Source organism: Sphingobium sp. SCG-1, from assembly GCF_002953135.1.
In the GTDB taxonomy this organism is placed as follows: domain Bacteria; phylum Pseudomonadota; class Alphaproteobacteria; order Sphingomonadales; family Sphingomonadaceae; genus Sphingobium.
Map to the genome: position 1 here is coordinate 3710329 of NZ_CP026372.1, position 24501 is coordinate 3734829.

Consider the following 24501-nt stretch of genomic DNA (forward strand, 5'->3'; position numbering starts at 1 on the left):
AGCACGTCATGGCCGACCAAGAAATCTACAATAACGACCCCGCCGTGGAACGCGACATGCTGTTCGCCCTCCATGAAGTTGGACCCGACCGCTATCGCGCCGAGCCGATACCCAGCCGCCTGCTGCGCCTCTATGGCGGGCAGGTCGTGGCTCAGGCGGTTGCGGCGATCCAGAAGACCGCACCAGCGGATCGTTCGATCAACAGTTGCCATGCCTACTTCGTGCGCCCAGGCAGCATCGACCGGCCCATAGACTTCATCGTCAGCCGTGACCGGGACGGCCAGAGCTTCTCCGCACGCCGCGTTAGCGTGGAGCAGGATGGCCAGATCATACTAACGATGGCTGCCTCCCTGCATGTGCATGAGGACGGTCCCGGCCATCAGTTCCCGATGCCGGACGTGCCCGGCCCCGAGGGACTGCGCTCTATGAGCGATTATATCGCCGAGGTGGGCGACTATCTTACCCAGAAGCACTGGCCCTTCTGGCGCCGCAAGCATCTCTTCGACTGGCGACCGGTCGAGCCTTTCCGAATATTCAACGACGCGCCGGTATCGAGCGTCCGACACGTCTGGTTCCGCTTCGAAGGCACGTTGGGAGGCGATCCCGCGGAGCATCAGCGCTTTTTCGCCTATGTGTCGGACCTTCATATCCTCCACGCGGGACTATTGCCGCTCGGCGTCGGTTGGGCGGATGAGCATCTACAGACCGCAAGCCTCGATCATGCGATCTGGTTCCATGACCGATTCCGCGTCGACGAATGGCTACTCTATTCGCTCGACAGCCCTGCGGCGGCCGGAGCGCGTACATTGGGGCGCGGCGTTGTCCATACCGCCGATGGACGCCTCGTCGCGTCGGTCGCGCAGGAAGGGCTGATCCGAATTTTGGAGACGCCCCGAGGTGATACGCTGTGATGCAGGAAAAAAGGGTTCATTGTGACTAACGACACGCCCTTCGTGCCCGTAAAGCCCTACCGCACCTTTGAAGACCTCGCTGTCGGCGAATTTCGCAAATCGCGCGAGCGGCTGGTGACTCAAGAGGATATTCTGACCTTTGCGCGCGATTATGATCCGCAATGGTTTCACAGTGACCCGGAGCTGGCGAAGGGATCGGTGTTCGGCGAGCTGGTCGCCAGCGGCATCCATGTGTTGGCGATGTGGCGGCAACTGGATCACGAGATCAATTCGGATATCGATTTCGTGTGCGGCATCGGCTGGGACGAACTGCGCCTTCGCCGCGCCATCCGCGCGGGCGATGTAATCCATGTGACGTCGGAAATCACCGAACTGCGTCCCTCGCAGACTCGCGAGGACCGGGGCACTGCCCTCACCCGCTATGCAGTGGTGACGCAGACCGGCGAGGAGGCCGTGACCTTCACCAGTATCAACCTCGTCTACACACGGGCGGGGCGCGACAGGGCAGCGGCAAGTGCATCTGCCTCGGCATAGGCGCGGTCCATCGCAGCGCTCACCTCGCACTCGCTTCCATATGTCGGACGAATATCGACGCGATGGATGTCAGTAACGCCGATGAAGCCGACCCAGTCGTTCAGGTAAGTCATCTGATGATCGAGTGCCGCCATTGGGCCGTCCGGTCGAATGTCCAACGCCCCTGACCCGATCACAATAGCAGTCCGCCCCGCCGCCAGACCTGTAACTCCGCCATCTTGAACGGTGAAGGTCATGCCCGGATGCGTGATAAGATCGATATAATGCTTGAGCGGATAGGGAACCCCGAAATTCCACATCGGCGCGCTGAACAACCACGCATCGAAGGACAGGAAATGGTCAATACGGGCGCGGATCGCATCCCACTGCGCAACGACATCCGGGGAAACCGCGTCCCCCGCGAGCAGTGCGTAGCGGCCCTCAATCACCGTTCCGTCAAAAGGTGGAAGGTCCGCTTCGAAAAGGTTGAGAGTCTCGACTGTCGCCGGAGCGATCCCGTCGATCAGACGCCGGGCGACATCAGATGATCGGGATCGTGGACCGCGTGGACTCGCCTCGATATGCAACAGCCGGGCGAACCTGCTCATATCAGCGACGCTGATCGAAGCGGCGGCCCAGCATGGCCCCTGCGATATTCACTTTCTGAATATCGATCGCGCCGCCAGCAATGCCCCAGCCCCAGCTATCGCGCAGGCGGCGCTCCATCGGGAACTCCTTGGAATAGCCATAGGCGCCCATCAACTGCATCGCGTCGCCGGTCACTTCACGCGAGATGGTGTTGGCGAAGCACTTCCCCGTCGAACTGTTGAGCACCGACGGCAGGCCATCCTGCGCATTGACCGCCGCGCGCCAGATCAGCAGACGCGCCGCCTCGCACTTCATATGCATTTCGGCGAGCTTGATCTGCACGGCCTGGAACTCGGCGATAGGCTTGCCGAACTGCTTGCGCTCCAGCACATATTGGGAGACGTCCTCCAACGCGCCCGATGCCTGACCCAGAGACATGGTGGCATTGCCGCACCGCTCCAAGTCGAACGCTTCCATAAGCTGCCTGAAGCCGCCCGCCGGCACGATGATGTTCTCGACCGGCACCTCGCAATCATCGAAGTTGAGGTCGGACGACGGGATGCCACGGAAGCCCATGAGCTGTTCGGGCGGTCCGAAGCTTAATCCCGGCGTGCCGTTTTCCACCAGCACGGCGCCGATGGCCTTTGCGCCAGGATCGTCGGATAGACGGCAATAGACGACATAAGCATCCGCATGGCCACCACCCGAACACCACCGCTTGGTGCCGTTGATGATGACCTTGTCACCTTTTATGACGCCTCTGGTCTTAAGGTCGGTCAGCGCGCTTCCCGCATCGGGTTCGGACATGGAGACTGCGATGACCATTTCGCCTCGGCACACGGCGGGAACGACGCGCTTCTTCAGGCTCTCAGGCGCGAAATATTCGATGGCGCGTACAGGGCCGACCGAGGATTCGAAGATAGGGAACGCGACGGCAGACGAGATTTTGGCAAATTCCTCCAGCACGATCAGCGCCTCGATATTGCCAAGGCCCAAACCGCCCAGACCGGACGACACATTGATGCCAAGAAATCCCATTTCCGCATAGCGGTGGATCAGTTCATGACTTGGCGGCTTGTTGTCGCGTTCCAGCTCCGCAGCGATCGCGGGCAGTTCGGCACGCGCGAAATTGCGGGCCGCTGCCTGCAGTTCTTCCTGGTCAGGGGTCAACGAGAAATTCACTTCATCCTCCCTTTGGGCGCTTTGCTATCAGCAGGGAGCGCCATATTTTGTTTAGAGCAGTTCGGGATGCTCGATCAGATTGGCGAGCGCCGCCATGAAACGCCCGCCGTCCGCGCCGTCGATCGCGCGATGGTCGCAGGACAGTGACAAGTGGAATACGGGCACGATGCGGATCGCCCCGTCATCGTCGATCGGTTCCGGCCGCGCCGTGCCGACGGCCAGGATTGCGCCCTGTGGCGGGTTGATGATCGCATCGAACTGCTCGACCCCGAAGCCGCCCAGGTTGGAGAGGGAGAAGCTGCCTCCGCTGAACTCTTCCGGTTTCAGTTTGCCCGATTTCGCCCGTTGCGCGAGCGCCGCCATGACGGTGGAAATGTCGGAAACGCTGCGGCGGTCTGCGTTTGCAACGATGGGCGTGACCAGCCCCTTCTCTGTGGCGACGGCGACGGCGATTTCTGCGCTGTCGAACTCATGAATGTCGTTGCCGTGAACTTGAATATTGACCTGCGGCACTTCCATCAGCGCCAGCGCGCAGGCTTTGATCAGATAGTCGTTCACGCTGGGCCGCTGCCCTTGCACTGCGGCGCGTAAGGCAAGCAGCCGATCCGCGCGAACGCGGCGGCGGACGTAGAAATGCGGGATCGTGCTCTTTGCCTCGGTCAAGCGACGCGCAATCGTGCGGCGCATGGACGACATAGGCTTGACCGTCACGCCCGCCGCAGAGGGAGCAATGGGCGAGGCAGCCAAGGGCGGTGGCGGGGGAGCAGGTTGTGCAGGCGGAACGATACGGGCAAGCACGTCGGCCTTGCGGATTCGGCCGCGCGGGCCTGAACCCTCTATCCCGGAGAGCGAAACATCGTGCATTACCGAGAGCCGCTTCGCCATGGGCGATGCAAATGCCCCGGTGTCGGGCGTCAGCGGGAACTGCCCGACCAGTGTAGCTGCCGCTGCAGGACGCGCGGCCTGATCGATATCCTGCGCCGTAATGCGCCCACCACGGCCTGATCCCTGAAGGGTCGCGACATCGACGCCAGCTTCCATGGCGCGGCTGCGAGCCACGGGGCTGATCAGCGCGTCGTCCGGAATGGCGACCTGAGCGGGCGCAGGTGGAGGTGGAGGCGCAACCACGGGCGCGTCATCGCCATCTGTGCCGAAACTTGTGTCTGCCTGCTTGAATCCTCCAACGATAGCATCGACCTCAGCCGGGCTGGCCTCGCCGCCATCGCTCAGCACGGCAAGCAGCGCGCCGACGGCATAGGTTCCGCCGGCCTCCGCCATGATCCGCACAAAGCGACCGGGCGCTTCCGCCTCAACTTCGTTAGTGATCTTGTCGGTCTCGATCAGCGCGAGCACGGCGCCCTTTTCGAACTGGGCATTTTCCGCGACCATCCATTCGGCGATCGTGCCTTCGCTCATCTCGATGCCCCATTTGGGCATGGTGAACGGCTTCAGATTGGCCATGCCGCCACTCCTCAGCGAAAGGCGAGGAGTTGGCGAACCGCATCCTCGATCTTCTGGGGGGAAGGAACCCATGCGCGTTCCAGTTCGCGGGCGAACGGGATTGGCGAATGCGGGCCGGTAATCATCGCAGGCGGCGCTTTGAGGCTGGTGAAAGCCTTTGACGCGACGATCGCAGCGATGTCGGCGGCAAGGCTGCAGCGTGGCGGGCTTTCGTCCACTACCACCAGCCGTCCGGTGGCCTCGACGGAATCAAGGATGGCTTCTTCGTCCAGCGGGCTGGTGGTCCGCAAGTCGATCAGATCGACGCCGATACCTTCCGCCGCCAGCTTGTCAGCCGCCTTCTCGCCGAAACCGACCATGCGGCCGCAAGTAACTACCGTGACGTCGCCGCCCTCGCGCACCATGCGCGCTTCGCCGAAGCGCTGGCGATGTTCGCCATCGGGCACTTCGCCCTTCACGCCGTACAGCGCCTTATGCTCGAAGAACATCACCGGATCGTCGCCACGCAGCGCTTCGGTCAACAGGCCCTTAGCGTCGGCGGGCGTCGCGGGAAGAACGACCTTCAGGCCGGGCATCGACGTCAACATGGCATAGACCGACTGGCTATGCTGGGCCGCCGCGTTCATGCCCGCGCCGTAGATCAGGCGCACGACCGCAGGGCACGTCGTCTTGCCGCCGAACATATAGCGGAACTTCGCCATCTGATTCCAGAGCTGGTCCAGGCTGACACCCACGAAATCGGCGAACATCAGCTCCGCGACTGGCCGTTTGCCCGCAAGCGCCGCGCCCGCCGCAGCGCCAATGATCGCACTTTCCGAGATCGGCGTATCGATGACGCGGTCCGCACCGAACTTGGCGAAAAGACCGGGCGTCGTGCCCCAGATGCCGCCGATGGCCTCCTGACCTCCGGCCGTACCCGCGCCGCCGACCACATCCTCGCCGAGCACGATGATGTTGGAATCGCGCTCCATTTCATCCATCAGCGTCTTGTTGATCGCCTCGCGGATATTCATGACTGCCATGGTGTCCGCTTCCTCTTAATAATCGACGTAAACATCTTCGGCGACATGCGCCGGATCGGGCGGCGGGGCAGCACGCGCCTCGCTCGTGGCTTCTTCGATGAGCTGCGCGACTTCCGCATCGACATCGTCGAGCAGTTGAAGATCGAGCAGCTTCGCTTCGCCGACGCGGGCACGGAAAGCCTTCAGGCAGTCGCGCTCCTCGCGCAGCCGGTCCAGCTCTCCCTTGGCGCGATAGCGCTGCGGATCGCCCTCGAAGTGGCCGTAGAACCGCTCGGTATCCAGTTCGATCGCGGCTGGGCCGTTGCCTGCGCGGACATATTCGAGGAGGTCGCGCATCGTCTCATAAGTGTCAAAGTAATCGCAGCCATTGGCGCGCCATGCCTTCATGCCGAATGCCTCGGCGCGGCTGGCAATGTCCTTGTTGGTGCCGACGGCATAGTCGACGCCGGTATGTTCGGAATAATGGTTGTTCTCAAACACGAAGATCGCAGGCGCCTTAACGACGACGGCAAGGTTCATCGCTTCGAAGGTTGTGCCCTGATTGCACGCGCCGTCGCCGGAGAACGCGATCGCCACGCGGCCCTTTCCATCTAGCTTTGCTGCAATAGCCGCGCCAACGGCTTGCGGTGCCCCCGCGCCGACGATGCCGTTTGCGCCCAACATGCCGACAGACAAATCCGCGATATGCATGGAGCCGCCCCGCCCCTTGCACAGGCCGTCTCGACGTCCGTAAATCTCCTTCATCATCCCCTTCACGTCGCAGCCCTTGGCGATGCAATGTCCATGGCCGCGATGGGTGGATACGATCAGATCTTCGGTGGTCAGATGGTCGCACACGCCGACAGCGGCAGCCTCCTGCCCGCAATAAAGATGGGTGAAGCCCGCAATTTCGCCGGTCTTGATCTCCTCGTGCAGACGCTCTTCGAACTGGCGGATGATCGCCATTCGCCGATACGCGCCGACAAGTTCCTCTCTGGAAAGCTGCATGAAATTCGCCTCTCCTAAAATTCTTTTACCACCGCCGGCTGTTCAAATGTCGCCAGGGCCTTTGTTGCCCGCACCATAGACGAAATCGTCAATCACCTTGTGGAAGTGCCGGATGCGCAATTCCTGATCGCCAATCCAAAGCCCCTTGAAGGCGTCGGAATGCATGCCCTTCTGCACCGTCGGAAGGTTGAACGCGTCCTGATCCAACACCTGACCGATGCTGCGGTCGCCATGCTTGAACCGCTTGTGCTTGGGGCGCTCGGGCCATTCATCGCCTTCCGGCACCAGTTCAAACATCCAGATGTCATAAAACATCTTGTTGGGATTGGTCGGGTGCGGGCGCTGGCGGAACATCATGACGTCGTCGGCATGGACGTTCATCGAGACATTTGGGAAGATCGAGTAATGATAATCGTCGGTTAGCTGATCGTCATTCAGCGCCGAATAATCCTTGCCCTGATCCTTGCCATGCTTGCGCTTGAACAGTTGCACATCGCGGCGAATGTCGCTGACGCGGCCTTCATACTCCGCCGGGTCCATGCCTGCCTTGACCATGATGTCATAGATGGCGGGCGGAATGGCGGACGGCAGAGCAACACGGGCGCTGATCGCCGCGAACGGAACCAAGTAACGGCTGTGCCGCTCATACACGTCGACCTGCGCATTGGTGTCGTCCAGATACCATTGCAGCTGCGGATGAATGCCCTGCACATGATAGACTTCGCTGAATGCGTCGACACTGGCCTTCCAGTTGCAGTCCCACTCCACCGTAATGTCGCGTGCCCATGCCATCCGCTCCAGATGATAGGGTTCCAGATGCGCCTGCATCGGCGAGAGGAAGTCGGCCAGCGGTCCTACATCGGGATTGAGCGAGTACCAGACGAAACTGCCCCATTCTTCGCACGGATAGCTCGGCAGCGCCGCGCCGGGAGGACAACCTTGCGGAAAGGTGTCGAGGTCGGGAATACGCGTGATCGCGCCCTGCAGGTCGTAGGTCCAGTGATGATACATGCACTGGAAGTTCTCGGCATTGCCAAGCCCTTCGGGGCGTAACTTGTTGCCGCGATGCAGACAGACATTGGGGAAGGCACGGACCGATCTATCCTGCTGGCGGACGATCAGGACGGACTCCTTGCCAATTTCCGTACAGATATAGTCGCCCGGCTCCTTCATGTCGTCGGAGCGGCCGCCCAGCAGCCAGACCTTCGACCAGATATGATCCCACTCCAGCTTCATGAATGCTTCGCTATAATAGCGTTCGGCCGGAATGATGTCATAGCCGAGGTCCGGGTCCTCCTCCTTCTGAGCGGGAGTCCCGTTGGGCCAGTCCTGTGGATTGACCCGGATGATGTCGACCTTGCGTTTTACGTCCATTGCCGTTCCGTTCCTTGCGGACCCTGCCCGATCAGAAATGGGTGCGATTGGTGAAGCCGCCATCGACGACCAGATGCGACCCGTTGCACCAGCTCGCAGCCGGGCTGGCGAGGAACACGATGCAGCGCGCGACTTCCTCCGGCGTGCCGAGGCGGCCGGTCGGCTGCTGGCGCAGTTGGGAGTTGTAGAATTTCTCCATCGTTCCCTTGATCATGTCCCAGTTGCCCCCTTCGAACTCGATCGGGCCGGGGGACACGACATTGACGCGGATACCGTTTTTTCCGTGGAACAGCGCAAGCTGCTTTCCCCATGTGAGGAGCGAAGCCTTCATGGCATTGTACGCCTGTGGGCCGCCCATCGCTTCCCCGGTGGAGGTGGTGGCGATCAGGATGATCGAACCCGACTGCTGTTCGGTCATCGTCGGGATGACAGCCTCTACGGCGCGCACCGGCCCCATGACGTCGACTTCGAACGCGTTGCTCCAATATTTCTCACTGCCCATGCCGCCGCCGGCCGAAGTGATCGGGATCAGGATGTCGCAACCGCCTAACTCCTCGACAGCCCATTCCAGCCAAGCCTTGTAGTCATCGGCCTTCTTTACGTTAACGGGCTTGCCGATCACACGCGTGCCATATTTCGACAGGTCGGCGATGGCATCCTTGACGCTGTCCTCAGACCGCGCAGTGATGGCGAGATCGCAACCTTCCCGTGCCAGGATTTCCGCAACCGCCATGCCGATGCCGCGCGCCGCGCCGACGAGAATGGCTTTCTTGCCCTGTAGTCCGAGGTCCACCTATCCGCTCCTTAGTTTATGCTTGAAGTTCGTCGGCGCGCGGCAGGCGCAGCAATTGCGCCCCGCCGCTCACCTGAATGATCTCGCCGGTGCTGTAGCAGTCCGGCGACGCGAGATAGGACACTGCCGCTGCCACCTCATGCGGTTCGGTCAGCTTACCCATGGCCGTTTCACGGCTGTAGAGTTCCTGATAGCGGCTCTCGCCGAGAAACACTTCCGTCATCGGCGTGCGCGAAAAGCCGGGAGCGACCGCATTCACCCTGATACCCATCGGGCCGAATTCGAGTGCCGCCACGCGCACCACATGATCGAGCGCCGCCTTTGCCGCAGCATAAGCGACTAGGCCGAAGCCCGGCACCTTTCCCACGACGGAGGAGAACAGTACGATGCTGCCACCACGCGGCATAATTGCGCCGAAGTGCTTCATCAGCAGGATATTGGCAGTGACGTGCATAGCCAGTTGCGGCTCGATCTCCTGGCGAGTGATCTTCAGGATGCGCCTGCCCTGTGTCGTGCCCGCAGCATTCACAAGCACATCCACAGGCCCCGCGTCCCGCGCCAGATCGGAGATAGACTGCTCATTGAGTAAGTCGCAGGTGAACGCGCGCGCGCCTAAATCAGCCGCGAGCGCATCAAGCCGCGTCCGATTACGTCCGGCCAGAATAACCGCGTAGCCATCCGCAACGAGGCGCCTCGTCGTCGCTTCGCCAAGGCCGCCTTCACTGGAAGCGCCGATGATAAGGGCCGTTCTTTGCACCATCGCTATACTTTGAACGAGCTTTTCGCCGATCGCAAGTAAGAAACAAGCATGAATGTTTTTTTGTAGATATGCTATTTACAGACCGTCGCGCTATAAGGGGAAAAACGCCGCAGCCTGCTTGACTTTTTCTACGAAAAACAGTCATGCTTGTTTTTTATCAAGTTTTATCTGGAGATTTTTATGGCCCTTGCGTCGGGGCGTACAGCCTCAGCCCCCCGCAGCACAAAGGCCGCCTCGGTCAATGGGCCGACTCAGCAATCGCTAAAAAGCGCGCAGACCAGAGCCCGTCTAATCGATGCGACGATCAGATGCATCGTAAAATTCGGCTATGCCAATACGACCACCCCTCAGGTAGCGGCGGAAGCGGGGCTTTCGCGCGGCGCGATGCTTCATCATTTTGAAAATGGCTCCGCCCTTATCAAGGCGACCATTGTCGAATTGCATGAAAAGCGTCTTCGCGCCTTCCGCCGCGCGGCGGAAATCACTGAACATGAACCAGCGACCATGGTGAACACCTATTGGCGGCAATTGCAGAAGCCTGGGTTTATCGCCTTTCATGAACTGGCTCTAGCCGCGCGCACCAATGCGGATCTCGCGCGGATATTGCAGCCGCTACAACTTGAATTTCGCCAGAAGTTCAATTCGCAGGCTGTGCTGCTTTTCCCCGAGTGGCAGGACGACCCTGTCAGCTTTGAACTGGCCATGACGCTCTCGCAGACGATGATCGAAGGCATGGCGATCAACCTGCTGACCAAGGCGATCGATGAGAGCATGGTTGAACCGATGCTGCGGCTGCTGGAACAGCAGATCAGGCTGATGAAGCCCGCAAGCCGGGGTCAGTCCCGGTGAGTAGCGCCCCAACGAATGCCGCGGCGCAGCAGCTCGTAGAATATAGGGTAGTTCCATGCGCAGCGCTGCGGATGCGGCCAGAAGTCGGCAACGGGACGCAGATCATAATGGCCCCGGCAGTGGCCGAGCGTAAGGTAGAGGATGCCGCCCTTCCCTACCTTGCGCTCATACAGCACCGGCATTTCCGCAACGTCCCATTCCGATTCACGAAATTCGTCGCAGCGTCCGGTGAAGCTGGTGTGCAGGAGCACGTCGATATCGGCAGTGCGATGCGTCAGGTAAAGTTCATCCTCGACGCGGAAATCGCGCAGACCCATGGTCATTTCATGGTCGCTGCGCGTCACGAACACCTTGTACGGCGCGATCGGCGGATGACCGGCAAAGCGCGTTCCAAGCAGGTCGGTAAATTCCGGAGCGTCTTCGGGCGTATCCACAATTCCATCATCGGCGAAGCGCAGGATCGCATTGGTGCCGTGGAGCGCAAGCCAGCGTCCACCACGCTCCAGCCAGCTCTTTAGGACGTCGGTCTGCGACGGCGTGGGGATGAGGTCGCAGGTGTAGGTAATCAATAAATCGGCGGCCATGATGCTGCCGGTATCGGCATAGTCCGAGGAGACGGAGGTTCGAATTTCGGGATGTTCAGCCAGCAATTTCAGCAGTTCCAGCCGCGCGAAATCAATGTCGTGGAACTTGCCAGCCGCAACCAGATGCGCCTTCATGATGATCCCTCTCTCACGTGTGTACGCGTGAGGATAGGCGGCGACCTGCCCTTGGCAAGAGGGGAGAAAAACGCATGAGCGGCGCAGGACTAGGCCCGCTTTCAGGGGTGCGCGTGCTCGACCTGACAAGCGTTCTGATGGGGCCTTATGCCACGCAGATTTTTGCGGATCTGGGAGCGGACGTCATCAAGGTGGAAAGCCCAGATGGCGACACCACGCGCTACCTGCCCCCCGGCAACGACCCGGCGCGGGGTGGCATGTTCATGAACGTGAACCGGGGCAAGCGCAGCATCGTCCTCGACCTCAAGCAACCCGCCGCGAGGGACGCGCTGCTGAAGCTGGCCGAGACTGCCGATGTGTTCATCCATTCCATGCGGGCGCAGGCGATCGGGCGGCTTGGGCTGGATTATGCCGCGCTACAGGCCGTCAATCCGCGTATCCTTTACGCCAATCTTTACGGCTTTGCACGGTCAGGCCCCTATCGCGACTATCCCGCTTATGACGACATCGTGCAGGCGGCGTCCGGCATCGTCGATTTGCAGGCGCGCCTGTCGAAAGGGGAGCCGACTTATCTTGCCACCGTCGTTGCCGACAAGGTCGCCGGGCTTACCGGTGCCTATGCGGTAATGGCCGCACTCTACGCCCGCGAACGCACAGGCCTTGGTCAGGAAATCGAGGTGCCGATGTTCGAGACTCTGGTGTCCTTTGCAACCGTGGAGCACCTATGCGGATCGCTATTCGTGCCGCCGCTGGGGCCGCCAGAGTATCCGCGCGCCACGTCGGAGGCGCGCCGCCCCTACAAGACGGCGGACGGCTATATCGGCGTCATGATCTATAACGACAAACATTGGCGGTCCTTCTTCCACGCCATCGGCGATCCAGAATGGTCGAAAGATCCGATGTTCGCCTCCATGCGCACGCGCACGCAGAATATCGGTAAGGTTCTCGCCCAGGTCGCAGAGGTTATGGAGCAGCGCACCACCGACGAGTGGATGGTACTGTTACGGGAAGCGCAGATTCCCGCCATGGCCATCGCAAGCCTTACGGACTTGCTGCACGATCCGCATCTGGTCGAGACGGGTTTCTGGCAAGAGCGCGACACGGACGAGGGCAGATTGCGCTTCCCCGGCATCCCGACGAGCTTCTCGGCGACGCCCGGCGCAATTGGCGGGCCAGGTCCGGCGCTGGGCGCCAACAGCCGCGAGATTCTGGACGAGGCCGGGTTCGACAGCAGCGCGATCGATGCGCTGATTGGCAGCGGGGCGGTACGTCTGGCGGAACCCGCCTGAAGGAGAGCATGATGGAAGCGATCACGGGTGGACCGGAAGCGCATTGGCGCGCGGCTTTGGAGGAAGGTAAATTCCTGCTGCAACGTGCAGTGTCGTCCGGCACGGTATTCTTCCCGCCACGCGTGCTGGAACCGGGAACCGGTGACACCGATTTGGAATGGATCGAGGCATCGGGCCTTGGCACCATCTACTCGCTAACGTGGGTGTCGCAAAAGACGCCTGCGCCGCCCTATAATGTCGTGATCGTCCGCCTCGATGAAGGTGCGCAGTTGATGAGCCGGGTCGAAGGCGCGGACCCCGAAACCCTGCACATCGGCCAGCGCGTAAGGGCGCGGATCGCGAGGCAGGATGATGGCGATCCGATGGTCGTCTTTGAACTGGTGGGTCATTAGCAATGGGCGGAACCTTCCCGCGCGGTAAATCCGCGATCGCGGGCCTAGCTACTTTCGGTGTCGGCGAAGCACCGGGGCTCACGTCAATGGAATTGACGGTCCGCGCGGCATTGCTTGCGGTCGCCGACGCAGGCTTGCACATCGGCGCGATTGATGCCCTTTTTATCTGCCAACCCGACGATTTCTTTGCTGGCCTCAGCTTTGCTGAATATCTCGGCCTCAGCCCCCGCTTCACCGACAACAACCGCACCGGCGGATCGGCGTTCATGAGCCACATCATCACCGCGACGATGATGCTGGAGGCTGGCTATATCGACACGGCGCTAATCGCTTATGGGTCAAACCAGCGCACCAATGGCGGGAAGCTGGCAACATCAATCAAGAGCAATGCATGGGATGCACCCTATCGCCCGCTGTTTCCGCTATCGTCCTACGCTCTGGCCGCAGCCCGCCACATGCATGAATATGGCACGACGCGTGAGCAACTGGCGGAGGTCGCGGTTGCCGCGCGCCAATGGGCGAACACGAATCCCGAAGCGTTCGCAAAGGGGCCGCTAAGTATAGAGGATTGCCTCGCTTCGCGGATCATCAGTTCGCCGATTTCGGTGCGGGACTGTTGCCTTGTGACCGACGGTGCAGCGGCGATCGTGCTGACGCGCACGGATCACGCGTTCGATTTGCCGCATTCGCCGGTCCCCGTGCTGGGAGCTGCGGCTGCGACATGGTGGAACTCGATCGCGCAGGCTCCGGACATTACGACCACGGCGGCAGCGGAATCGGGACCACGCGCCTATAATGCGGCTGGCATAGGGCCATCTGAGGTGCAGGTCGTGCAGCTTTATGACGCCTTCACGATCAACACGATCCTGTTCCTGGAAGATCTCGGCTTTTGTCCGAAGGGTGAAGGCGGGCGCTTCGTCTCGGGCGGGAATATAGCGCCGGGCGGGTCGCTCCCCGTCAACACCAATGGCGGCGGCCTGTCCTGCTGCCATCCCGGCATGTATGGACTGTTCGCCATTATAGAGGCCGCGCGTCAGATCAGGGGCGACGCGGCGAACCAGCAGGGTCAGGTCGATATCGCGCTCGCCCACGGCAATGGCGGTACATTGTCAAGCCAGGCGACAGTCATTCTGGGGAGCGCCGCTACGCTATGATCTTTATGGCATATAGAAACCACCGTTAATGTCCAGAACGGTACCGGTCACGAACCCGGCGCCGTTCGACACCAGGTACTCCACGCCCGAAGCGATGTCCGCGGCCTCGCCGAAACGGCCGACCGGCAATTGCTTCAGATAAGTGTCGGTGTCGCCGAAGCTACGGCTTTGTTCGGTATCAATGCGACCGGGCGCGATGCAGTTGGCGGTAATGCCATGCGCCCACCTGCCCCGCGAGCACACGCGTGAAGCCGATCAGGCCTGCCTTCGTCGCGGTATAATGCGCGCCGGAAAGCAGCGAGCGCATTCGTCCACCCTGTGACGAAAATTGACGATCCGCCCCCATTTGCCCGCCTTCATCATAGGCAGAGCATGGCGGCACATGTAGAAGGTGCCGGAGAGGTTGACTGCGAGTACTCGATCCCACTCTTCCAGCGGCACATCCTCGACCAATTGCGAATAGCCGCCATGGCTGGGGCTGATCCCGGCATTGTTGATGAGGATGTCCAAGCGCCCGAGTTCCCGCTCAATCCCGGCGACAGCGTCTTGAGCAGATGAGTCAGAGGCGACGTCGCCCTCGAATGCAGATACGTCCAGACCCATTACGTCTAAGTCATGCTTGGCCTGCGCCAGCAAAGCAGCATCCCGATCGAACAGCATGACCTTATGGCCAAGTTCGCCGAGCCGCTTTGCCACATCAAGGCCAATACCCTGCGCCGCTCCGCCATCACTTCCTCTCCTTCCGATCTTTTTGACGCAAACCTAGCCTGAGCCGTTCGTCAGTCATCTGCCTTATACAAACCATGCGCAGCAGAACGCCAAATAAAGACATTCTTGTTTGTTTTTTTATTTGGCCTTGCTAGTCTGGTGGCCAGATAGAAGAAGGGGCGGACTCGTGGGTGACTGCGACGTGTCGCATGGAGAGGACGAGCATTATGACTACACCCAAGATCTTCCGGCCGGACCTTAATGATCCGACTCGGCCGAAACGCGGCCTGACGGAGGAAGATCTTGCCACGAAAGAGACGGTGTACCGTCCGGACCTGCTTGCAGGGCAGACGCTGCTCATCACGGGCGGCGGCAGCGGCATGGGCAAGGCTGCAGCGTTCCTTGCCGTACGTTTGGGCGCAAATGTCGCGATCTGCGGCCGCAATGTCGAGAAGCTGGAGCGTACCCGCGATGTCATCGCGAAGGAAACAGGCGTCGAGATATTCACGCAGTCCATGACCATCCGCGACCCGGAAGAGGTCGAGGCGCTGATCGCCGCCGTGCATGACCGTTTCGGCGGCATCGACACCATCGTCAACAATGCAGGCGGCCAGTTTCCGCAGGACGCTATTGATTTCACGCGCAAGGGCTGGCTGGCAGTCATCGACACCAACCTCAACGGCACATGGTGGATGATGCAGGAGGCCGCGAAGCGCTGGCGGGCCGACGGCAAGCCAGGCAACATCATCAATATCGTCGCCAATGTCGAACGTGGAATGCCGCAGGCTGCCCACACCTGCGCTGCGCGGGCGGGCGTCATCTATCTGTCGAAGACGCTTGCGACCGAATGGGCTCCGTTCAACATCCGCATAAACTGCATAGGCCCAGGCGTCATAGAAACCGAAGGCTTTGCAATGTACCCGGAGGAGGCGCTCAAACGCTTCCATCAAGCCAACCCGATGAAGATGCGCGGCAACGCCTGGGACGTTGCCGAAGCGATCGCCTATTTCGCGTCTCCAGCAGCCCGTTTCATCAATGGCGACCTGATGATCCTGGACGGCGGGCAGGCACAGTGGGGCGTGGTTTGGCCCGGCGGAATGCCGGACTATTTCGACGAGAGCGGCGCGGCGTGAAGGCTGCGCCGCTCCCGCCTCAAGCAGGCTGTCGCGCACCCAAATAAGGGAAGGGGTGATCCTGCGCGGTCACCTCCAGCAATTCGACCACATTACCGTCGCAGTCGCGCCCATAGGTTGCCAGCATCGTCTCCCCGCCACCCGGCTCACAATGGAACTCCATGCCGAGTGCCGACAATCGCTCATATTCCGCCCATACATCATCGACGTACAGGCAAATATGAATGAGGCCGGGATCGCACATCCGGCGTTCGAAACGCTCGCCCCTGGGTTCGAGATATTGGAACACCTCTACATAAAGGCCGTTCAGCCGGATCATGGCATAGCGCGCCGCAGACCCGGGCAACTGCACCATCTTCCCTATGCGCTCGTTATCGCTCTGCCACCCGCCATCGGCAACTTTCTCAAAGCCATACCAGCGCTGATAATGATCGACGAACCTGTCTAGGTCGGGCGTCGATATTGCCACATGGTGCATACCCAAAATCATTGGTTTCTCCTTTGAGCGGGCGACATTGAGCGCATCCTCGCTCTATTTTTCAGCATTGAAATAAACCAGACTTGACTGTTTTTTTCAATGCTTCTCTCATGAGGAAAATCCGGCCGCCCGCATATGCGGCAGAGCTTGGGCATCATCATAGGAGACAGGACCATGGCCACATTGGAAGACCGCATCACCCGGCTGGAGGCAGAGTCCCAGATACGGCAACTCGTCGCGCGCTATTGCTTTTATCTCGATGATCGCCTGATCGACGAGGCGTACACGCTCTTCACGGACGACGCGGTTCTGCGATCGGCCGATGGCGTGATGAACGCGACGGGCGTAGAAGCGATCATCCAGCAATTTCACGGCCGCTTCGACGTGCTCGGCCCCGGCCATCATTTCATGCACGACATCCAGATCGATTTCGTCGGCGACGGCAGCGAGGAAGCCAGGGGCCGCGTCACTGGCCACGCCGAACTATGGCGCAACGGCAAGATGATGTTGGCCGCGATCCGCTATGACGATGTGTACCGGAACACCGACAAAGGGTGGCGCTTTGCGGACCGGACGATCAACTTCCTCTATTATGTGCCCGTGTCCGAATATCCCGACATATTGAGCGGCCCGAACCGCAATCATGCCTATGCGGAACCGGCGCCTGCAGACTTCCCGGAACGCCTGCCAAGCTGGATCGCCTACGAAAAGTCCCGAGGCCGGACGTGAGCGGCCTGATCGTTGAGCGGCATGGTCCGGTCCTGCTGCTCGTCATCGACAGGGAGGCACGGCGCAATGCGCTCGACGCGGCGACCTCGGCTGCCATCGACCGGCAGATCGGTGCCGCAGAGGCGGATGAGAGCATAGGGGCGATCATCATCACCGGCTCCGGCGATCGCGCTTTTTGTTCGGGCATGGACATGAAGGAAGCGGCGGAGATCGGCGTCGGTCATGGGCTGATCCCCGGTCACGGCTTTGCAGGCATCACCGAACGCAGGCGAACGAAGCCGCTGATTGCGGCGGTCAACGGGTTCGCGGTTGCGGGCGGGTTCGAAATTGCGTTGGCGTGCGACATCATTATAGCCGCCGATCATGCGATGTTCGGCCTCAGCGAAGTGAAACGCGGCCTTTTTGCCTTCGCGGGAGGCGTGCAGCGCCTCGCCCGACAAGTGCCACGCTCTGCGGCGATGTCCATCATCATGACCGGGGAGCCTGTGCCCGCCGCGCGGATGTATGAGTTGGGCGTCGTCAGCGAAGTCGTCCCTGCCGACCAACTGCGCCAGCGCGCACTCGATCTGGCCCAAGCAATGCTGCAAAATAGTTGGGAGGCGATCCGCAACGGCAAGTTGCTGTACGAGATGGCAGCCGACATGCCTGTCGAGCAAGGATTGCGCTACGGCGCCGCGTTCGGCCGCGCGACCCTTCAATCGGCCGACAGTCGCGAAGGCATCGCGGCCTTTAGCGAAGGGCGCGACGCTAACTTCGATCGTATCTGATCCGACCGAATTTAGTTTGCACGTTCGGTGATAGACATCGCAGCTTTCGCTGGCAGGATATTGGCATACACCGGATCGCTACGTCCCCACTCGCCGCGCGGTCGCATGGTGCGGAACAGACCTTCGTCCAATATCTGATTGGATGGATTGCTATCGTTCCAGTCCATCACCACCTGCCGCTGCGCGATCCGCCACTCGCCATCACGGCGCTCCAGACGATCCAGATAGCGGCCTGCCATGATAAATTGCTCGTTCCCGGCATCCAGGCCCTTGCCTCCGCACATCTGTAGATAACGCGATCCGAACATCGCGTCGGTCATATCTTCGCGCACGCGGCACGCCGAATAGAGATAGCTTTCGGAGCAAGCCACATCACCGTCGACTTCGATATGGACGTTGAGCAGGCAATGCGTGCCCATCTCGAAATACTGCGTAATTTCGCCGATGATGAATTCGACGAATTCTGCGGCGTTGCCGCTGTAGATGCCATGGATGTCCACGCCGTCCGGCCAATACACCGTCCGCATAAGTTCGAGGTCCGCCCGGTCCAACGCCCGGCAGTAGCGCGTCAACACTTCGTATACATCGCGCCGGGCGACCAGATCCTCCAACTCCACAAGGCGGCTCATGGGACATTGGCAAAGACGAGATCGCCCTGCCCTCTCTGTCCGCGTGGTTCCAGGGTCGCGAACATGCCCTGATCCAGTATCTCGCCGGACGGGCGATTATCGTTCCAGTCCATCACCACCTGACGCTTCAGGATGCGCCATTCGCCGTTCCGCCTTTCGAACCTGTCGAGATAGCGGCCGCCGAAGTAGAAATGGTGATGATTAGGATCGAGGCCCTTGCCGTCGAACATCGCCATATAGCGCGACCCGAAAATCTCGTCCGCCTTGTCCTGCCGCACTTTGTGATAGGCGAACAGGTAGGTTTCGGTGGAGGCGAAGTCCCCGTCGATTTCCATATGCACGTTCATCAATCCGTGCATCGTAACTTCAAACCAGTTCTGAATCTCCCGCACGATGAACTCGGCAAATTCGGCGGCATTGCCGTTGAAGACGCCGTGATTGTCGACGCCGTCCGGCCAATATACCGTCTTCATCAACTCGACATCAGCCCGATCCAGCGCGCGCGAATATCGCGTGAGCACGTCATAGATGTCCCGCCGCGCAATCAGGTCTTCGATGTCCTCGTCCGTCACGGCCATTTTGCCTCTCCTGTTTTATGTCAGCGAGCGATAGAAGGCGATCGTCATATCCTCTGCCAGGCATTCGACGATCGGCGGCACCAGGCGGTCGTGAAAATCGATGTGCATGTGATGCTCGAACGCCGCATCGTCGCGAAACGTGGCGACGACTTGGAAGAGGTCGGGGTCTTCGTCCGACTGGAAAAGCTCGTACACCAGCGCGTCGGGTTCCTGCGCATGCACCAGTTCGCGCAGTTCCTTCTGCAGGTCGATCAGATCCTGCCGCTTTTCCGGCTTGGTTCGGAGCTGCGCGATAAAGCTCTTGCCGCTCATTGCTCGGACACCAGATCGTAGAGCAGTTCTCGCTCGTAACCGCCGGCCATGCAGCCGATCATCTTCTCGATCAGCGGCTTGCCATGATCGGTTTCCATATGCGCCTTGTCCGCTGCCTCGTCGACGAAGGATTCGAAGACCGCGAACATGCCCGGCTCGCCCAATCGAAAGAATTGGAAGTGCAGAGTACCAGGTTCCCGCTCCACAAGGGATTCCATCTGCTGCGCCAATTGGACGAACTCGTCCTCTGTTTCCGGCTTGACGCGGAAACGCGAAAGAAAACTGTAAGCCACAGACTCTCCTCATCCTTGGGCGCGGGATTTTTCCCTCCACTGTATTAAAAACAATCATGACTGCTTTTTCAACTTAATAAATTAAGCTGGTCGCTTTTGTTGCACTGCAAAATTATACGCTGTGGCTTTTGCATCAGCATCTTAAAAAAAACATTCATGCATGATTGCAATTTGCATTTCGCGAAGTAGGATCAGGCATCCGAGGAACGAAGCCATTGAAGCTTCGACGAAGGAGAGGAGACAGCGAATGATCAAAAGAAATCGTCTGATGGGTGCAGCTATCGGCGCGCTCGCCGCCGGCGTGATCGCCACCCCCTCGTTGGCGCAGACCGCCTCCACACCATCGGGTGCGGATCAGGCTCCGCAAGCCACATCCCAGGATGGGATCGGCCTACAGGACATCGTCGTCACCGCCACGCGCCGCGCCAGCAATCTTCAGGATACGCCGATCGCGGTCAGCGCGATCGACGCCAATCTTATCCAGCAGGCCAGCCCCCGCGATATTGGAGAGCTTGCCGCCTTCGTCCCCAACTTCTCCGCCGCGACGATCGCTAACTTCAACGCGGCGTCCTTCGCCATGCGCGGCGTGGGGCAGAACACCATCATCGTCTACTTCGAGCCACCAGTCGCCGTGCTGGTCGACGATTTCGTGGTGCCGTCGGTGCAGACGCAATTGCTCGACACCTTCGACATCTCGCAAGTCGAAGTGCTGCGCGGACCGCAGGGTACGTTGTTCGGCAAGAACACGACGGGCGGCGCCGTTACCGTCCGCACGAAGCGCCCGGAAATGAACATGGTCGGCATCGAGGCCCGCGCGCAATATGGCAGCTATGGCACAAAGAAGGTGCAGGCTGCCTTCAACGTACCCCTAATCAAAGACATCCTTTCTCTGCGTCTGGTGGGCGGTTATGAAAAGAGCGACGGCTATTATCGCAACGGCGCCTGCTACGGTCCTGTCACCGGCTTCGTGCCCAACAAGTTCAACGGCGCCTCAGGCTGTCTCGACAACAGCCGCCTGGGTGGCAAGGACGTTTGGCAGGCACGTGCCAAGCTGCTGTTCCAGCCGACCGACACGATCAGCGCACTGCTGCAATATGAATGGATTCGCGACAAGTCCGATGCGGTTCCCTCCGTCAACGAGAACGGCCTGTTTGAAGGGCCGGGCGGCGCGGGATCGTTCCTGACATCGATCCTCGGCACGATCCGGCCGAACCCCAATAGCGATGATCCTTTGAAGAACGCGGCAACGACCAATCGTTTCGCGGGCCTCATCAGCATGCCGCTGGGCCAGCGGATCAATGTAGATGGCGTCTTTCTGAACGTCGATTTCGACCTCGGCTTCGGCACCCTCACCTCTGTTTCGGGTTACCGTTTCCAGCGCTCGCGCCTGCCCAACAGTTATGCCGGTGCTGTCGCGATCGCGCCGGACGGCGAACCGCTGTCGTTCTTCGACGCCAATCGAGACGACGACCGCAAGACCTACCAACAGGAATTGCGTTTCGCATCGGACTTCGGCGGCGCGTTCGATGTGGTCGCGGGTGGTTTCTATCAGCGAGACAAGACGCAGTTCTGCGTGGCGCAGTTGCTGGGCTTCCAGGATTTGCTCGGGCCGCCAACGCCATACGGCCCCTGGAACTCGACGCCTTACACGCTGTGCAACGCACAGAAGGCAACGTCCAAGGCGTTGTTCGCGGAAGGCACGTTCAAGTTCACCGACCAACTCAAGCTGACTGCGGGCGCGCGTTATAGCTGGGATGACAAGACTTGGTGGGGACGCCAGCAGACCTTCATCCCCGATCTTGGCACGCCGGTTCGCCCGATCACGATCGAAGAACCGCTGGACATGAGCGTGTTCAACTTCCCCGACAATGTCGTCCGCGTCGAAGCGCATGACCGCAAGCTCACTTACCGCGGCAGCCTCGGCTGGCAGGCGGCGCCCACTTTGTTTGTCTACGGCACGGCATCGCGCGGTTACAAGGGCGGCGGCTTCAATGACCAAACCGGCAGCTTCGCCTTGTTCGGCACCGACCTTGAGGCGTTCCGCCGTGGTGCCGCGGCTACCAAGCCGGAAACGGCTGACAGCTACGAAATCGGCTTCAAGAGCGAATTCCTCGATCGCCGGGTACGCCTGAACGTCACTGGCTTCCATGTTAAGTACAAGAACCTTCAGAAGAACATCAACGTACCGATCGTCGTGAACGGCCAGCCGAACCAGTTCACGCAGTTCCAAAACGCGGCGAGCGCGACGGTTAAGGGCGTGGAGGCCGAAGCGTCGGCCATTCTCTTCCGGGGCTTCACACTGCGCGGCGTGCTGGGGTATCAGGATGCCAAATATGGCGACTATGATGCGCCAGGAGCAGGTTACGACCTGTCCACCGCACCGCTGGACCGCGCGCCAAAATGGCAGTGGACCACAGATGCGACCTACGAAATTCCGGTCAGTTCCGACTGGAAGATCGTAGCGAATGCCAATGCCGCCTATACCGGCCGCAACCTGTCCACGCAGGCCATCGATACACCGTTCGGCAATACCTATCTGAACGCACGCACGTTGCTGAATGCCTCGATCACCTTGTCCGAAGCGGAGGACAAATATTTCATCCGCCTGATCGGGCGCAACCTGAGCGACAAACGCTACCGCATTGCTTCACAGAATGTGGCTGGCCTGTGGCTTAACACCCAGTTTGGCCCACCCCGCTTCTATGGTTTGGAAATCGGGGCAAAGTTCGGCAGCAAGCGGTGACGCCGCCTGCCCATGGGCAGGCAGTTACGGCGGCGGGGACCCCCTTCCCCGCCGCCGCGACTTTACGCTGCGGGTTGCAGCATGTCGGTCATGCAGACCGAATCCAGACCAAGCGCGTGGGTGAAGCGACCCATCGCCATCCAGCAACCGATCGCCAGCGTCAGTTCGGTGATCTCCGCATCGGTGAACGCCGCGCGCATTTCTTTCCAGAAGTCCGCGTCGTAGGACAGGTCGCGCGGGTTTTCTGCGAGGCGTTCGGAATAATCCATCGCCAGCCTCTCCTGCATGCTGAACGCGTCGGAATTCCGCCAGTCATCGACGGCCTGATAAAAAGCTTCATCGGGTCGCGCTCCGCCACGAGCGACCAGCGATTGCGACGGGTCGCCGCCCACGGACGCAAGATAGCCGTCGAGATGGTCGCCCGCACGGAAATCCTGGCAGACGAGGCATCCGTTGATCTGCGCCGTGCGATAGCGAGCCGCCTCCGCCACGCGCAGCGGAAGCCGCAGCGATTGATAGACCGAACGGACGAAGCCGCCCGCCGCCGTTCCGATTTCCGGCGCATGATGCCCCAGCACATAGCCCAGCGGGTCACCCGCGTTCTGGGGCGGCACGTCTACATTAGGCATTCCATCCTCCTATTATCAGTTGCGGACTCGATGCCGAGTCCAGATCTCATGCTAACATAGGATTCCTATAATAAAACATACGTTTTCTTACGATATATTGTAGATTTGGAGAGTTTTAATGTCCGATATACTTGATCGTGACTGTCGCCAGACGTGGATAGTCAATCCGCAAGCACCTGATGATAGCTATGAAGCGAAAGCGCCCTATGTAAATAATGGCGCGGACCCCATTTCTCCGGAGCGTTACTACAGCCTCGACTATATGGAGAAGGAGCGGACCCATTTATGGGCCAAAGTCTGGAATTGGGCCGCGCGCGAAGAGGATATCCCTGACGCCGGCGATTACGTCATGTTCGAACTGGGCCGCGAGAGCTTCATCATAACGCGTGACGATGAAGATCGCGTCCGCGCCTATTTCAATGTCTGCCCGCACCGCGGAAATCGGCTGGTCTCCGATGATAGCGGATCGCGCCCCGGCGGTTTCACTTGTCCCTTCCACAACTGGCGTTTCGACCTCGACGGCAAGATCGACCATGTGACGGACAAGGAGACCTTTCGGCCCGAAGCCCTGTGCCGCAATATGGACCTGACCGAAGTACGCTGCGAAAGCTGGGAAGGCTTCATCTTCATCAACATGGACCAGGACGCCAAGCCGCTTCTCGACCATCTCGGCCCGCTGCCTGCCCATGCAAAGCCCTACCGGCTTCAGGAAATGCGGATCATGCGCCGCGTGCGGGCGGTGTGGGAATCCAATTGGAAGGTAGCCGTAGACGGCTTCAACGAAGCCTATCACGTCCACGCCATCCACCCGCAAATCCTGCCGGTGTTCAACGACTATCACGCGCAGATCGATCTCTATCCCAACGGCATGAGTCGCATGGTGACGAAATTCGCCTATGAAAGTCCGCGCATGGGCGTCGACGGCCTCAACCCCGGTCTACGCGCCACGATGCAGGAAGTGGGCATCGATCCCGATAGCTTCGCCGGTCCGAAAGACGCCGTGCGTCCCGCCGTTCAGGCCGCCAAGCGCGCCCGCGCTGAACGGCTCGGCATCGACTACTCGGGATTTCTGGACAACCAGCTAACCGACGACTGGAACTATGACATTTTCCCGAACATCCAGATGGGCATCCATCCGGAAGGCGTGAGCATGCTCTATTTCCGCCCGCACGCCACTGATCCGCGCAAATTCGTGTTCGATGTCATCGTGATGATGCACCCGCAGGAAGACCCGCAGATACTGCCTCCCGCCTATATGGGCCTGCCCGAAGGCTGGGACATCAGCGGCAGAGAACCGGTCGAAGTGCAGCATATTGATTGGCGCGAAGGCGGGTTGGGCGAAGTGTTCGATCAGGACAGCAGCCTGTTTGCCGAAGTCCAGCGAGGCATCGAAAGCGTTGGCTTCCGGGGGTCGATCCTGTCGGAACAGGAGCAGCGCATCGGTCACTTCCATGCCGAACTGGACCGCTACATCAACGCCACTCGCTAAATCGCTCTAGTTACTGGAT

28 protein-coding genes are annotated in these 24501 nt (G+C 60.2%); 11 read left to right on the forward strand and 17 right to left on the reverse strand.

The features are described 5' to 3' along the window. Nucleotides 1-8 precede the first annotated feature (8 nt). On the forward strand, nucleotides 9-911 hold the full coding sequence (locus C1T17_RS17225; protein WP_104955334.1) for an acyl-CoA thioesterase: 903 nt from the start codon (nucleotides 9-11) through the stop codon (nucleotides 909-911). Between the two features lie 21 nt (nucleotides 912-932). After that, nucleotides 933-1445: a MaoC/PaaZ C-terminal domain-containing protein gene (locus C1T17_RS17230; RefSeq protein ID WP_223262665.1), complete on the forward strand. Its 513-nt coding sequence runs from the start codon at nucleotides 933-935 to the stop codon at nucleotides 1443-1445. Here C1T17_RS17230 and C1T17_RS17235 read toward each other — a convergent pair. From C1T17_RS17235 to C1T17_RS17270, 8 genes are read right to left on the reverse strand one after another with little or no spacing between them, the layout of a single operon-like run. Further along, nucleotides 1391-2032 (reverse strand): FMN-dependent NADH-azoreductase, encoded by a 642-nt coding sequence (locus tag C1T17_RS17235; RefSeq protein WP_104954488.1) that lies wholly within the window; start codon nucleotides 2030-2032, stop codon nucleotides 1391-1393. The two genes, C1T17_RS17230 and C1T17_RS17235, sit on opposite strands and share 55 nt — an antisense overlap. Before the next feature lies 1 nt (nucleotide 2033). Further along, nucleotides 2034-3194: an acyl-CoA dehydrogenase family protein gene (locus C1T17_RS17240; protein WP_104954489.1), complete on the reverse strand. Its 1161-nt coding sequence runs from the start codon at nucleotides 3192-3194 to the stop codon at nucleotides 2034-2036. A gap of 51 nt (nucleotides 3195-3245) precedes the next feature. Beyond that, a complete protein-coding gene (locus C1T17_RS17245; RefSeq protein WP_104954490.1) occupies nucleotides 3246-4655 on the reverse strand; it encodes a 2-oxo acid dehydrogenase subunit E2 in 1410 nt (469 codons plus the stop codon). A gap of 11 nt (nucleotides 4656-4666) precedes the next feature. After that, entirely contained in the window at nucleotides 4667-5677 is a 1011-nt protein-coding gene (locus tag C1T17_RS17250; protein WP_104954491.1) for an alpha-ketoacid dehydrogenase subunit beta, read from the reverse strand. 15 nt (nucleotides 5678-5692) lie between these two features. Continuing rightward, nucleotides 5693-6664: a thiamine pyrophosphate-dependent dehydrogenase E1 component subunit alpha gene (locus C1T17_RS17255; protein WP_104954492.1), complete on the reverse strand. Its 972-nt coding sequence runs from the start codon at nucleotides 6662-6664 to the stop codon at nucleotides 5693-5695. 42 nt (nucleotides 6665-6706) lie between these two features. After that, a complete protein-coding gene (locus tag C1T17_RS17260) occupies nucleotides 6707-8038 on the reverse strand; it encodes an aromatic ring-hydroxylating oxygenase subunit alpha (protein WP_104954493.1) in 1332 nt (443 codons plus the stop codon). 31 nt (nucleotides 8039-8069) lie between these two features. Further along, on the reverse strand, nucleotides 8070-8831 hold the full coding sequence (locus C1T17_RS17265) for an SDR family NAD(P)-dependent oxidoreductase (protein ID WP_104954494.1): 762 nt from the start codon (nucleotides 8829-8831) through the stop codon (nucleotides 8070-8072). Nucleotides 8832-8847: 16 nt separating this feature from the next. Next, a complete protein-coding gene (locus C1T17_RS17270) occupies nucleotides 8848-9591 on the reverse strand; it encodes an SDR family NAD(P)-dependent oxidoreductase (RefSeq protein ID WP_104954495.1) in 744 nt (247 codons plus the stop codon). 180 nt (nucleotides 9592-9771) lie between these two features. Here C1T17_RS17270 and C1T17_RS17275 point away from each other — a divergent pair, with 180 nt between their 5' ends. Beyond that, nucleotides 9772-10440: a TetR/AcrR family transcriptional regulator gene (locus C1T17_RS17275; RefSeq protein WP_104954496.1), complete on the forward strand. Its 669-nt coding sequence runs from the start codon at nucleotides 9772-9774 to the stop codon at nucleotides 10438-10440. Here C1T17_RS17275 and C1T17_RS17280 read toward each other — a convergent pair. Beyond that, the gene (locus C1T17_RS17280; RefSeq protein WP_104954497.1) at nucleotides 10428-11159 is read right to left on the reverse strand and encodes a ThuA domain-containing protein; all 732 of its coding nucleotides are present in this window, start codon (nucleotides 11157-11159) and stop codon (nucleotides 10428-10430) included. The genes C1T17_RS17275 and C1T17_RS17280 overlap by 13 nt on opposite strands. A 74-nt stretch (nucleotides 11160-11233) precedes the next feature. On the opposite strand from C1T17_RS17280, the gene C1T17_RS17285 reads away from it, so the two are divergent. From C1T17_RS17285 to C1T17_RS17295, 3 genes are read left to right on the forward strand one after another with little or no spacing between them, the layout of a single operon-like run. Continuing rightward, nucleotides 11234-12448 (forward strand): CaiB/BaiF CoA transferase family protein, encoded by a 1215-nt coding sequence (locus C1T17_RS17285; protein ID WP_104954498.1) that lies wholly within the window; start codon nucleotides 11234-11236, stop codon nucleotides 12446-12448. An 8-nt stretch (nucleotides 12449-12456) separates the two neighbouring features. Further along, nucleotides 12457-12840, forward strand: a complete 384-nt coding sequence (locus C1T17_RS17290; protein WP_223262666.1) for a Zn-ribbon domain-containing OB-fold protein — start codon at nucleotides 12457-12459, stop codon at nucleotides 12838-12840. Between the two features lie 2 nt (nucleotides 12841-12842). Then, on the forward strand, nucleotides 12843-13994 hold the full coding sequence (locus C1T17_RS17295; protein WP_104954500.1) for a thiolase: 1152 nt from the start codon (nucleotides 12843-12845) through the stop codon (nucleotides 13992-13994). 3 nt (nucleotides 13995-13997) lie between these two features. Here C1T17_RS17295 and C1T17_RS21940 read toward each other — a convergent pair whose 3' ends face one another. Both C1T17_RS21940 and C1T17_RS21775 read right to left on the reverse strand, forming a co-directional pair. Then, the gene (locus C1T17_RS21940) at nucleotides 13998-14237 is read right to left on the reverse strand and encodes an SDR family oxidoreductase (RefSeq protein ID WP_104954501.1); all 240 of its coding nucleotides are present in this window, start codon (nucleotides 14235-14237) and stop codon (nucleotides 13998-14000) included. Between the two features lie 12 nt (nucleotides 14238-14249). Further along, the gene (locus C1T17_RS21775) at nucleotides 14250-14741 is read right to left on the reverse strand and encodes an SDR family NAD(P)-dependent oxidoreductase (RefSeq protein WP_104954502.1); all 492 of its coding nucleotides are present in this window, start codon (nucleotides 14739-14741) and stop codon (nucleotides 14250-14252) included. A 188-nt stretch (nucleotides 14742-14929) separates the two neighbouring features. Between C1T17_RS21775 and C1T17_RS17310 the strand changes: the two genes are divergently transcribed. Then, a complete protein-coding gene (locus tag C1T17_RS17310) occupies nucleotides 14930-15835 on the forward strand; it encodes an SDR family oxidoreductase (RefSeq protein ID WP_189338395.1) in 906 nt (301 codons plus the stop codon). Nucleotides 15836-15854: 19 nt separating this feature from the next. Here the strand turns inward: C1T17_RS17310 and C1T17_RS17315 are convergent, their stop codons facing one another. Next, nucleotides 15855-16325, reverse strand: coding sequence for a VOC family protein (locus C1T17_RS17315; RefSeq protein WP_104954504.1), 471 nt, complete (start codon nucleotides 16323-16325; stop codon nucleotides 15855-15857). A 162-nt stretch (nucleotides 16326-16487) separates the two neighbouring features. On the opposite strand from C1T17_RS17315, the gene C1T17_RS17320 reads away from it, so the two are divergent. After that, complete coding sequence (locus tag C1T17_RS17320; RefSeq protein WP_104955335.1) at nucleotides 16488-17042, forward strand: nuclear transport factor 2 family protein; 555 nt, start codon at nucleotides 16488-16490, stop codon at nucleotides 17040-17042. After that, nucleotides 17039-17809: an enoyl-CoA hydratase/isomerase family protein gene (locus C1T17_RS17325; protein WP_104954505.1), complete on the forward strand. Its 771-nt coding sequence runs from the start codon at nucleotides 17039-17041 to the stop codon at nucleotides 17807-17809. The genes C1T17_RS17320 and C1T17_RS17325 overlap by 4 nt, the downstream gene beginning before the upstream one ends. A gap of 11 nt (nucleotides 17810-17820) precedes the next feature. Here C1T17_RS17325 and C1T17_RS17330 read toward each other — a convergent pair whose 3' ends face one another. From C1T17_RS17330 to C1T17_RS17345, 4 genes are read right to left on the reverse strand one after another with little or no spacing between them, the layout of a single operon-like run. Next, complete coding sequence (locus C1T17_RS17330; protein ID WP_104954506.1) at nucleotides 17821-18438, reverse strand: nuclear transport factor 2 family protein; 618 nt, start codon at nucleotides 18436-18438, stop codon at nucleotides 17821-17823. Continuing rightward, nucleotides 18435-19016, reverse strand: a complete 582-nt coding sequence (locus C1T17_RS17335) for a nuclear transport factor 2 family protein (protein WP_104954507.1) — start codon at nucleotides 19014-19016, stop codon at nucleotides 18435-18437. The genes C1T17_RS17330 and C1T17_RS17335 overlap by 4 nt, the downstream gene beginning before the upstream one ends. A 15-nt stretch (nucleotides 19017-19031) precedes the next feature. Further along, nucleotides 19032-19328 (reverse strand): putative quinol monooxygenase, encoded by a 297-nt coding sequence (locus tag C1T17_RS17340; RefSeq protein WP_104954508.1) that lies wholly within the window; start codon nucleotides 19326-19328, stop codon nucleotides 19032-19034. Then, entirely contained in the window at nucleotides 19325-19621 is a 297-nt protein-coding gene (locus C1T17_RS17345; protein WP_104954509.1) for a putative quinol monooxygenase, read from the reverse strand. Before C1T17_RS17345 ends, C1T17_RS17340 begins: the two co-directional genes overlap by 4 nt. Before the next feature lie 247 nt (nucleotides 19622-19868). On the opposite strand from C1T17_RS17345, the gene C1T17_RS17350 reads away from it, so the two are divergent. After that, nucleotides 19869-22364 carry a TonB-dependent receptor gene (locus tag C1T17_RS17350; protein ID WP_104954510.1) on the forward strand — a complete coding sequence of 832 codons (2496 nt, stop codon included), beginning with the start codon at nucleotides 19869-19871 and terminating at the stop codon, nucleotides 22362-22364. 62 nt (nucleotides 22365-22426) lie between these two features. Here C1T17_RS17350 and C1T17_RS17355 read toward each other — a convergent pair whose 3' ends face one another. Beyond that, nucleotides 22427-22993 carry a carboxymuconolactone decarboxylase family protein gene (locus C1T17_RS17355; protein WP_104954511.1) on the reverse strand — a complete coding sequence of 189 codons (567 nt, stop codon included), beginning with the start codon at nucleotides 22991-22993 and terminating at the stop codon, nucleotides 22427-22429. Between the two features lie 118 nt (nucleotides 22994-23111). On the opposite strand from C1T17_RS17355, the gene C1T17_RS17360 reads away from it, so the two are divergent. Further along, the gene (locus C1T17_RS17360; protein WP_104954512.1) at nucleotides 23112-24482 is read left to right on the forward strand and encodes an aromatic ring-hydroxylating oxygenase subunit alpha; all 1371 of its coding nucleotides are present in this window, start codon (nucleotides 23112-23114) and stop codon (nucleotides 24480-24482) included. Nucleotides 24483-24501: the final 19 nt, after the last annotated feature.

Coding starts and splice junctions, on each gene's coding strand:
- C1T17_RS17270 (WP_104954495.1), bottom strand. CDS start 9,591: ATGGTGCAAAGAACGGCCCTTATCATCGGCGCTTCCAGTGAAGGCGGC.
- C1T17_RS17320 (WP_104955335.1), top strand. CDS start 16,488: ATGGCCACATTGGAAGACCGCATCACCCGGCTGGAGGCAGAGTCCCAG.
- C1T17_RS17255 (WP_104954492.1), bottom strand. CDS start 6,664: ATGCAGCTTTCCAGAGAGGAACTTGTCGGCGCGTATCGGCGAATGGCG.
- C1T17_RS17295 (WP_104954500.1), top strand. CDS start 12,843: ATGGGCGGAACCTTCCCGCGCGGTAAATCCGCGATCGCGGGCCTAGCT.
- C1T17_RS17290 (WP_223262666.1), top strand. CDS start 12,457: ATGATGGAAGCGATCACGGGTGGACCGGAAGCGCATTGGCGCGCGGCT.
- C1T17_RS17335 (WP_104954507.1), bottom strand. CDS start 19,016: ATGGCCGTGACGGACGAGGACATCGAAGACCTGATTGCGCGGCGGGAC.
- C1T17_RS17315 (WP_104954504.1), bottom strand. CDS start 16,325: ATGATTTTGGGTATGCACCATGTGGCAATATCGACGCCCGACCTAGAC.
- C1T17_RS17275 (WP_104954496.1), top strand. CDS start 9,772: ATGGCCCTTGCGTCGGGGCGTACAGCCTCAGCCCCCCGCAGCACAAAG.
- C1T17_RS17340 (WP_104954508.1), bottom strand. CDS start 19,328: ATGAGCGGCAAGAGCTTTATCGCGCAGCTCCGAACCAAGCCGGAAAAG.
- C1T17_RS17260 (WP_104954493.1), bottom strand. CDS start 8,038: ATGGACGTAAAACGCAAGGTCGACATCATCCGGGTCAATCCACAGGAC.
- C1T17_RS17350 (WP_104954510.1), top strand. CDS start 19,869: ATGATCAAAAGAAATCGTCTGATGGGTGCAGCTATCGGCGCGCTCGCC.
- C1T17_RS17360 (WP_104954512.1), top strand. CDS start 23,112: ATGTCCGATATACTTGATCGTGACTGTCGCCAGACGTGGATAGTCAAT.
- C1T17_RS17285 (WP_104954498.1), top strand. CDS start 11,234: ATGAGCGGCGCAGGACTAGGCCCGCTTTCAGGGGTGCGCGTGCTCGAC.
- C1T17_RS17355 (WP_104954511.1), bottom strand. CDS start 22,993: ATGCCTAATGTAGACGTGCCGCCCCAGAACGCGGGTGACCCGCTGGGC.
- C1T17_RS17250 (WP_104954491.1), bottom strand. CDS start 5,677: ATGGCAGTCATGAATATCCGCGAGGCGATCAACAAGACGCTGATGGAT.
- C1T17_RS17280 (WP_104954497.1), bottom strand. CDS start 11,159: ATGAAGGCGCATCTGGTTGCGGCTGGCAAGTTCCACGACATTGATTTC.
- C1T17_RS17235 (WP_104954488.1), bottom strand. CDS start 2,032: ATGAGCAGGTTCGCCCGGCTGTTGCATATCGAGGCGAGTCCACGCGGT.
- C1T17_RS17330 (WP_104954506.1), bottom strand. CDS start 18,438: ATGAGCCGCCTTGTGGAGTTGGAGGATCTGGTCGCCCGGCGCGATGTA.
- C1T17_RS17245 (WP_104954490.1), bottom strand. CDS start 4,655: ATGGCCAATCTGAAGCCGTTCACCATGCCCAAATGGGGCATCGAGATG.
- C1T17_RS17310 (WP_189338395.1), top strand. CDS start 14,930: ATGACTACACCCAAGATCTTCCGGCCGGACCTTAATGATCCGACTCGG.
- C1T17_RS17225 (WP_104955334.1), top strand. CDS start 9: ATGGCCGACCAAGAAATCTACAATAACGACCCCGCCGTGGAACGCGAC.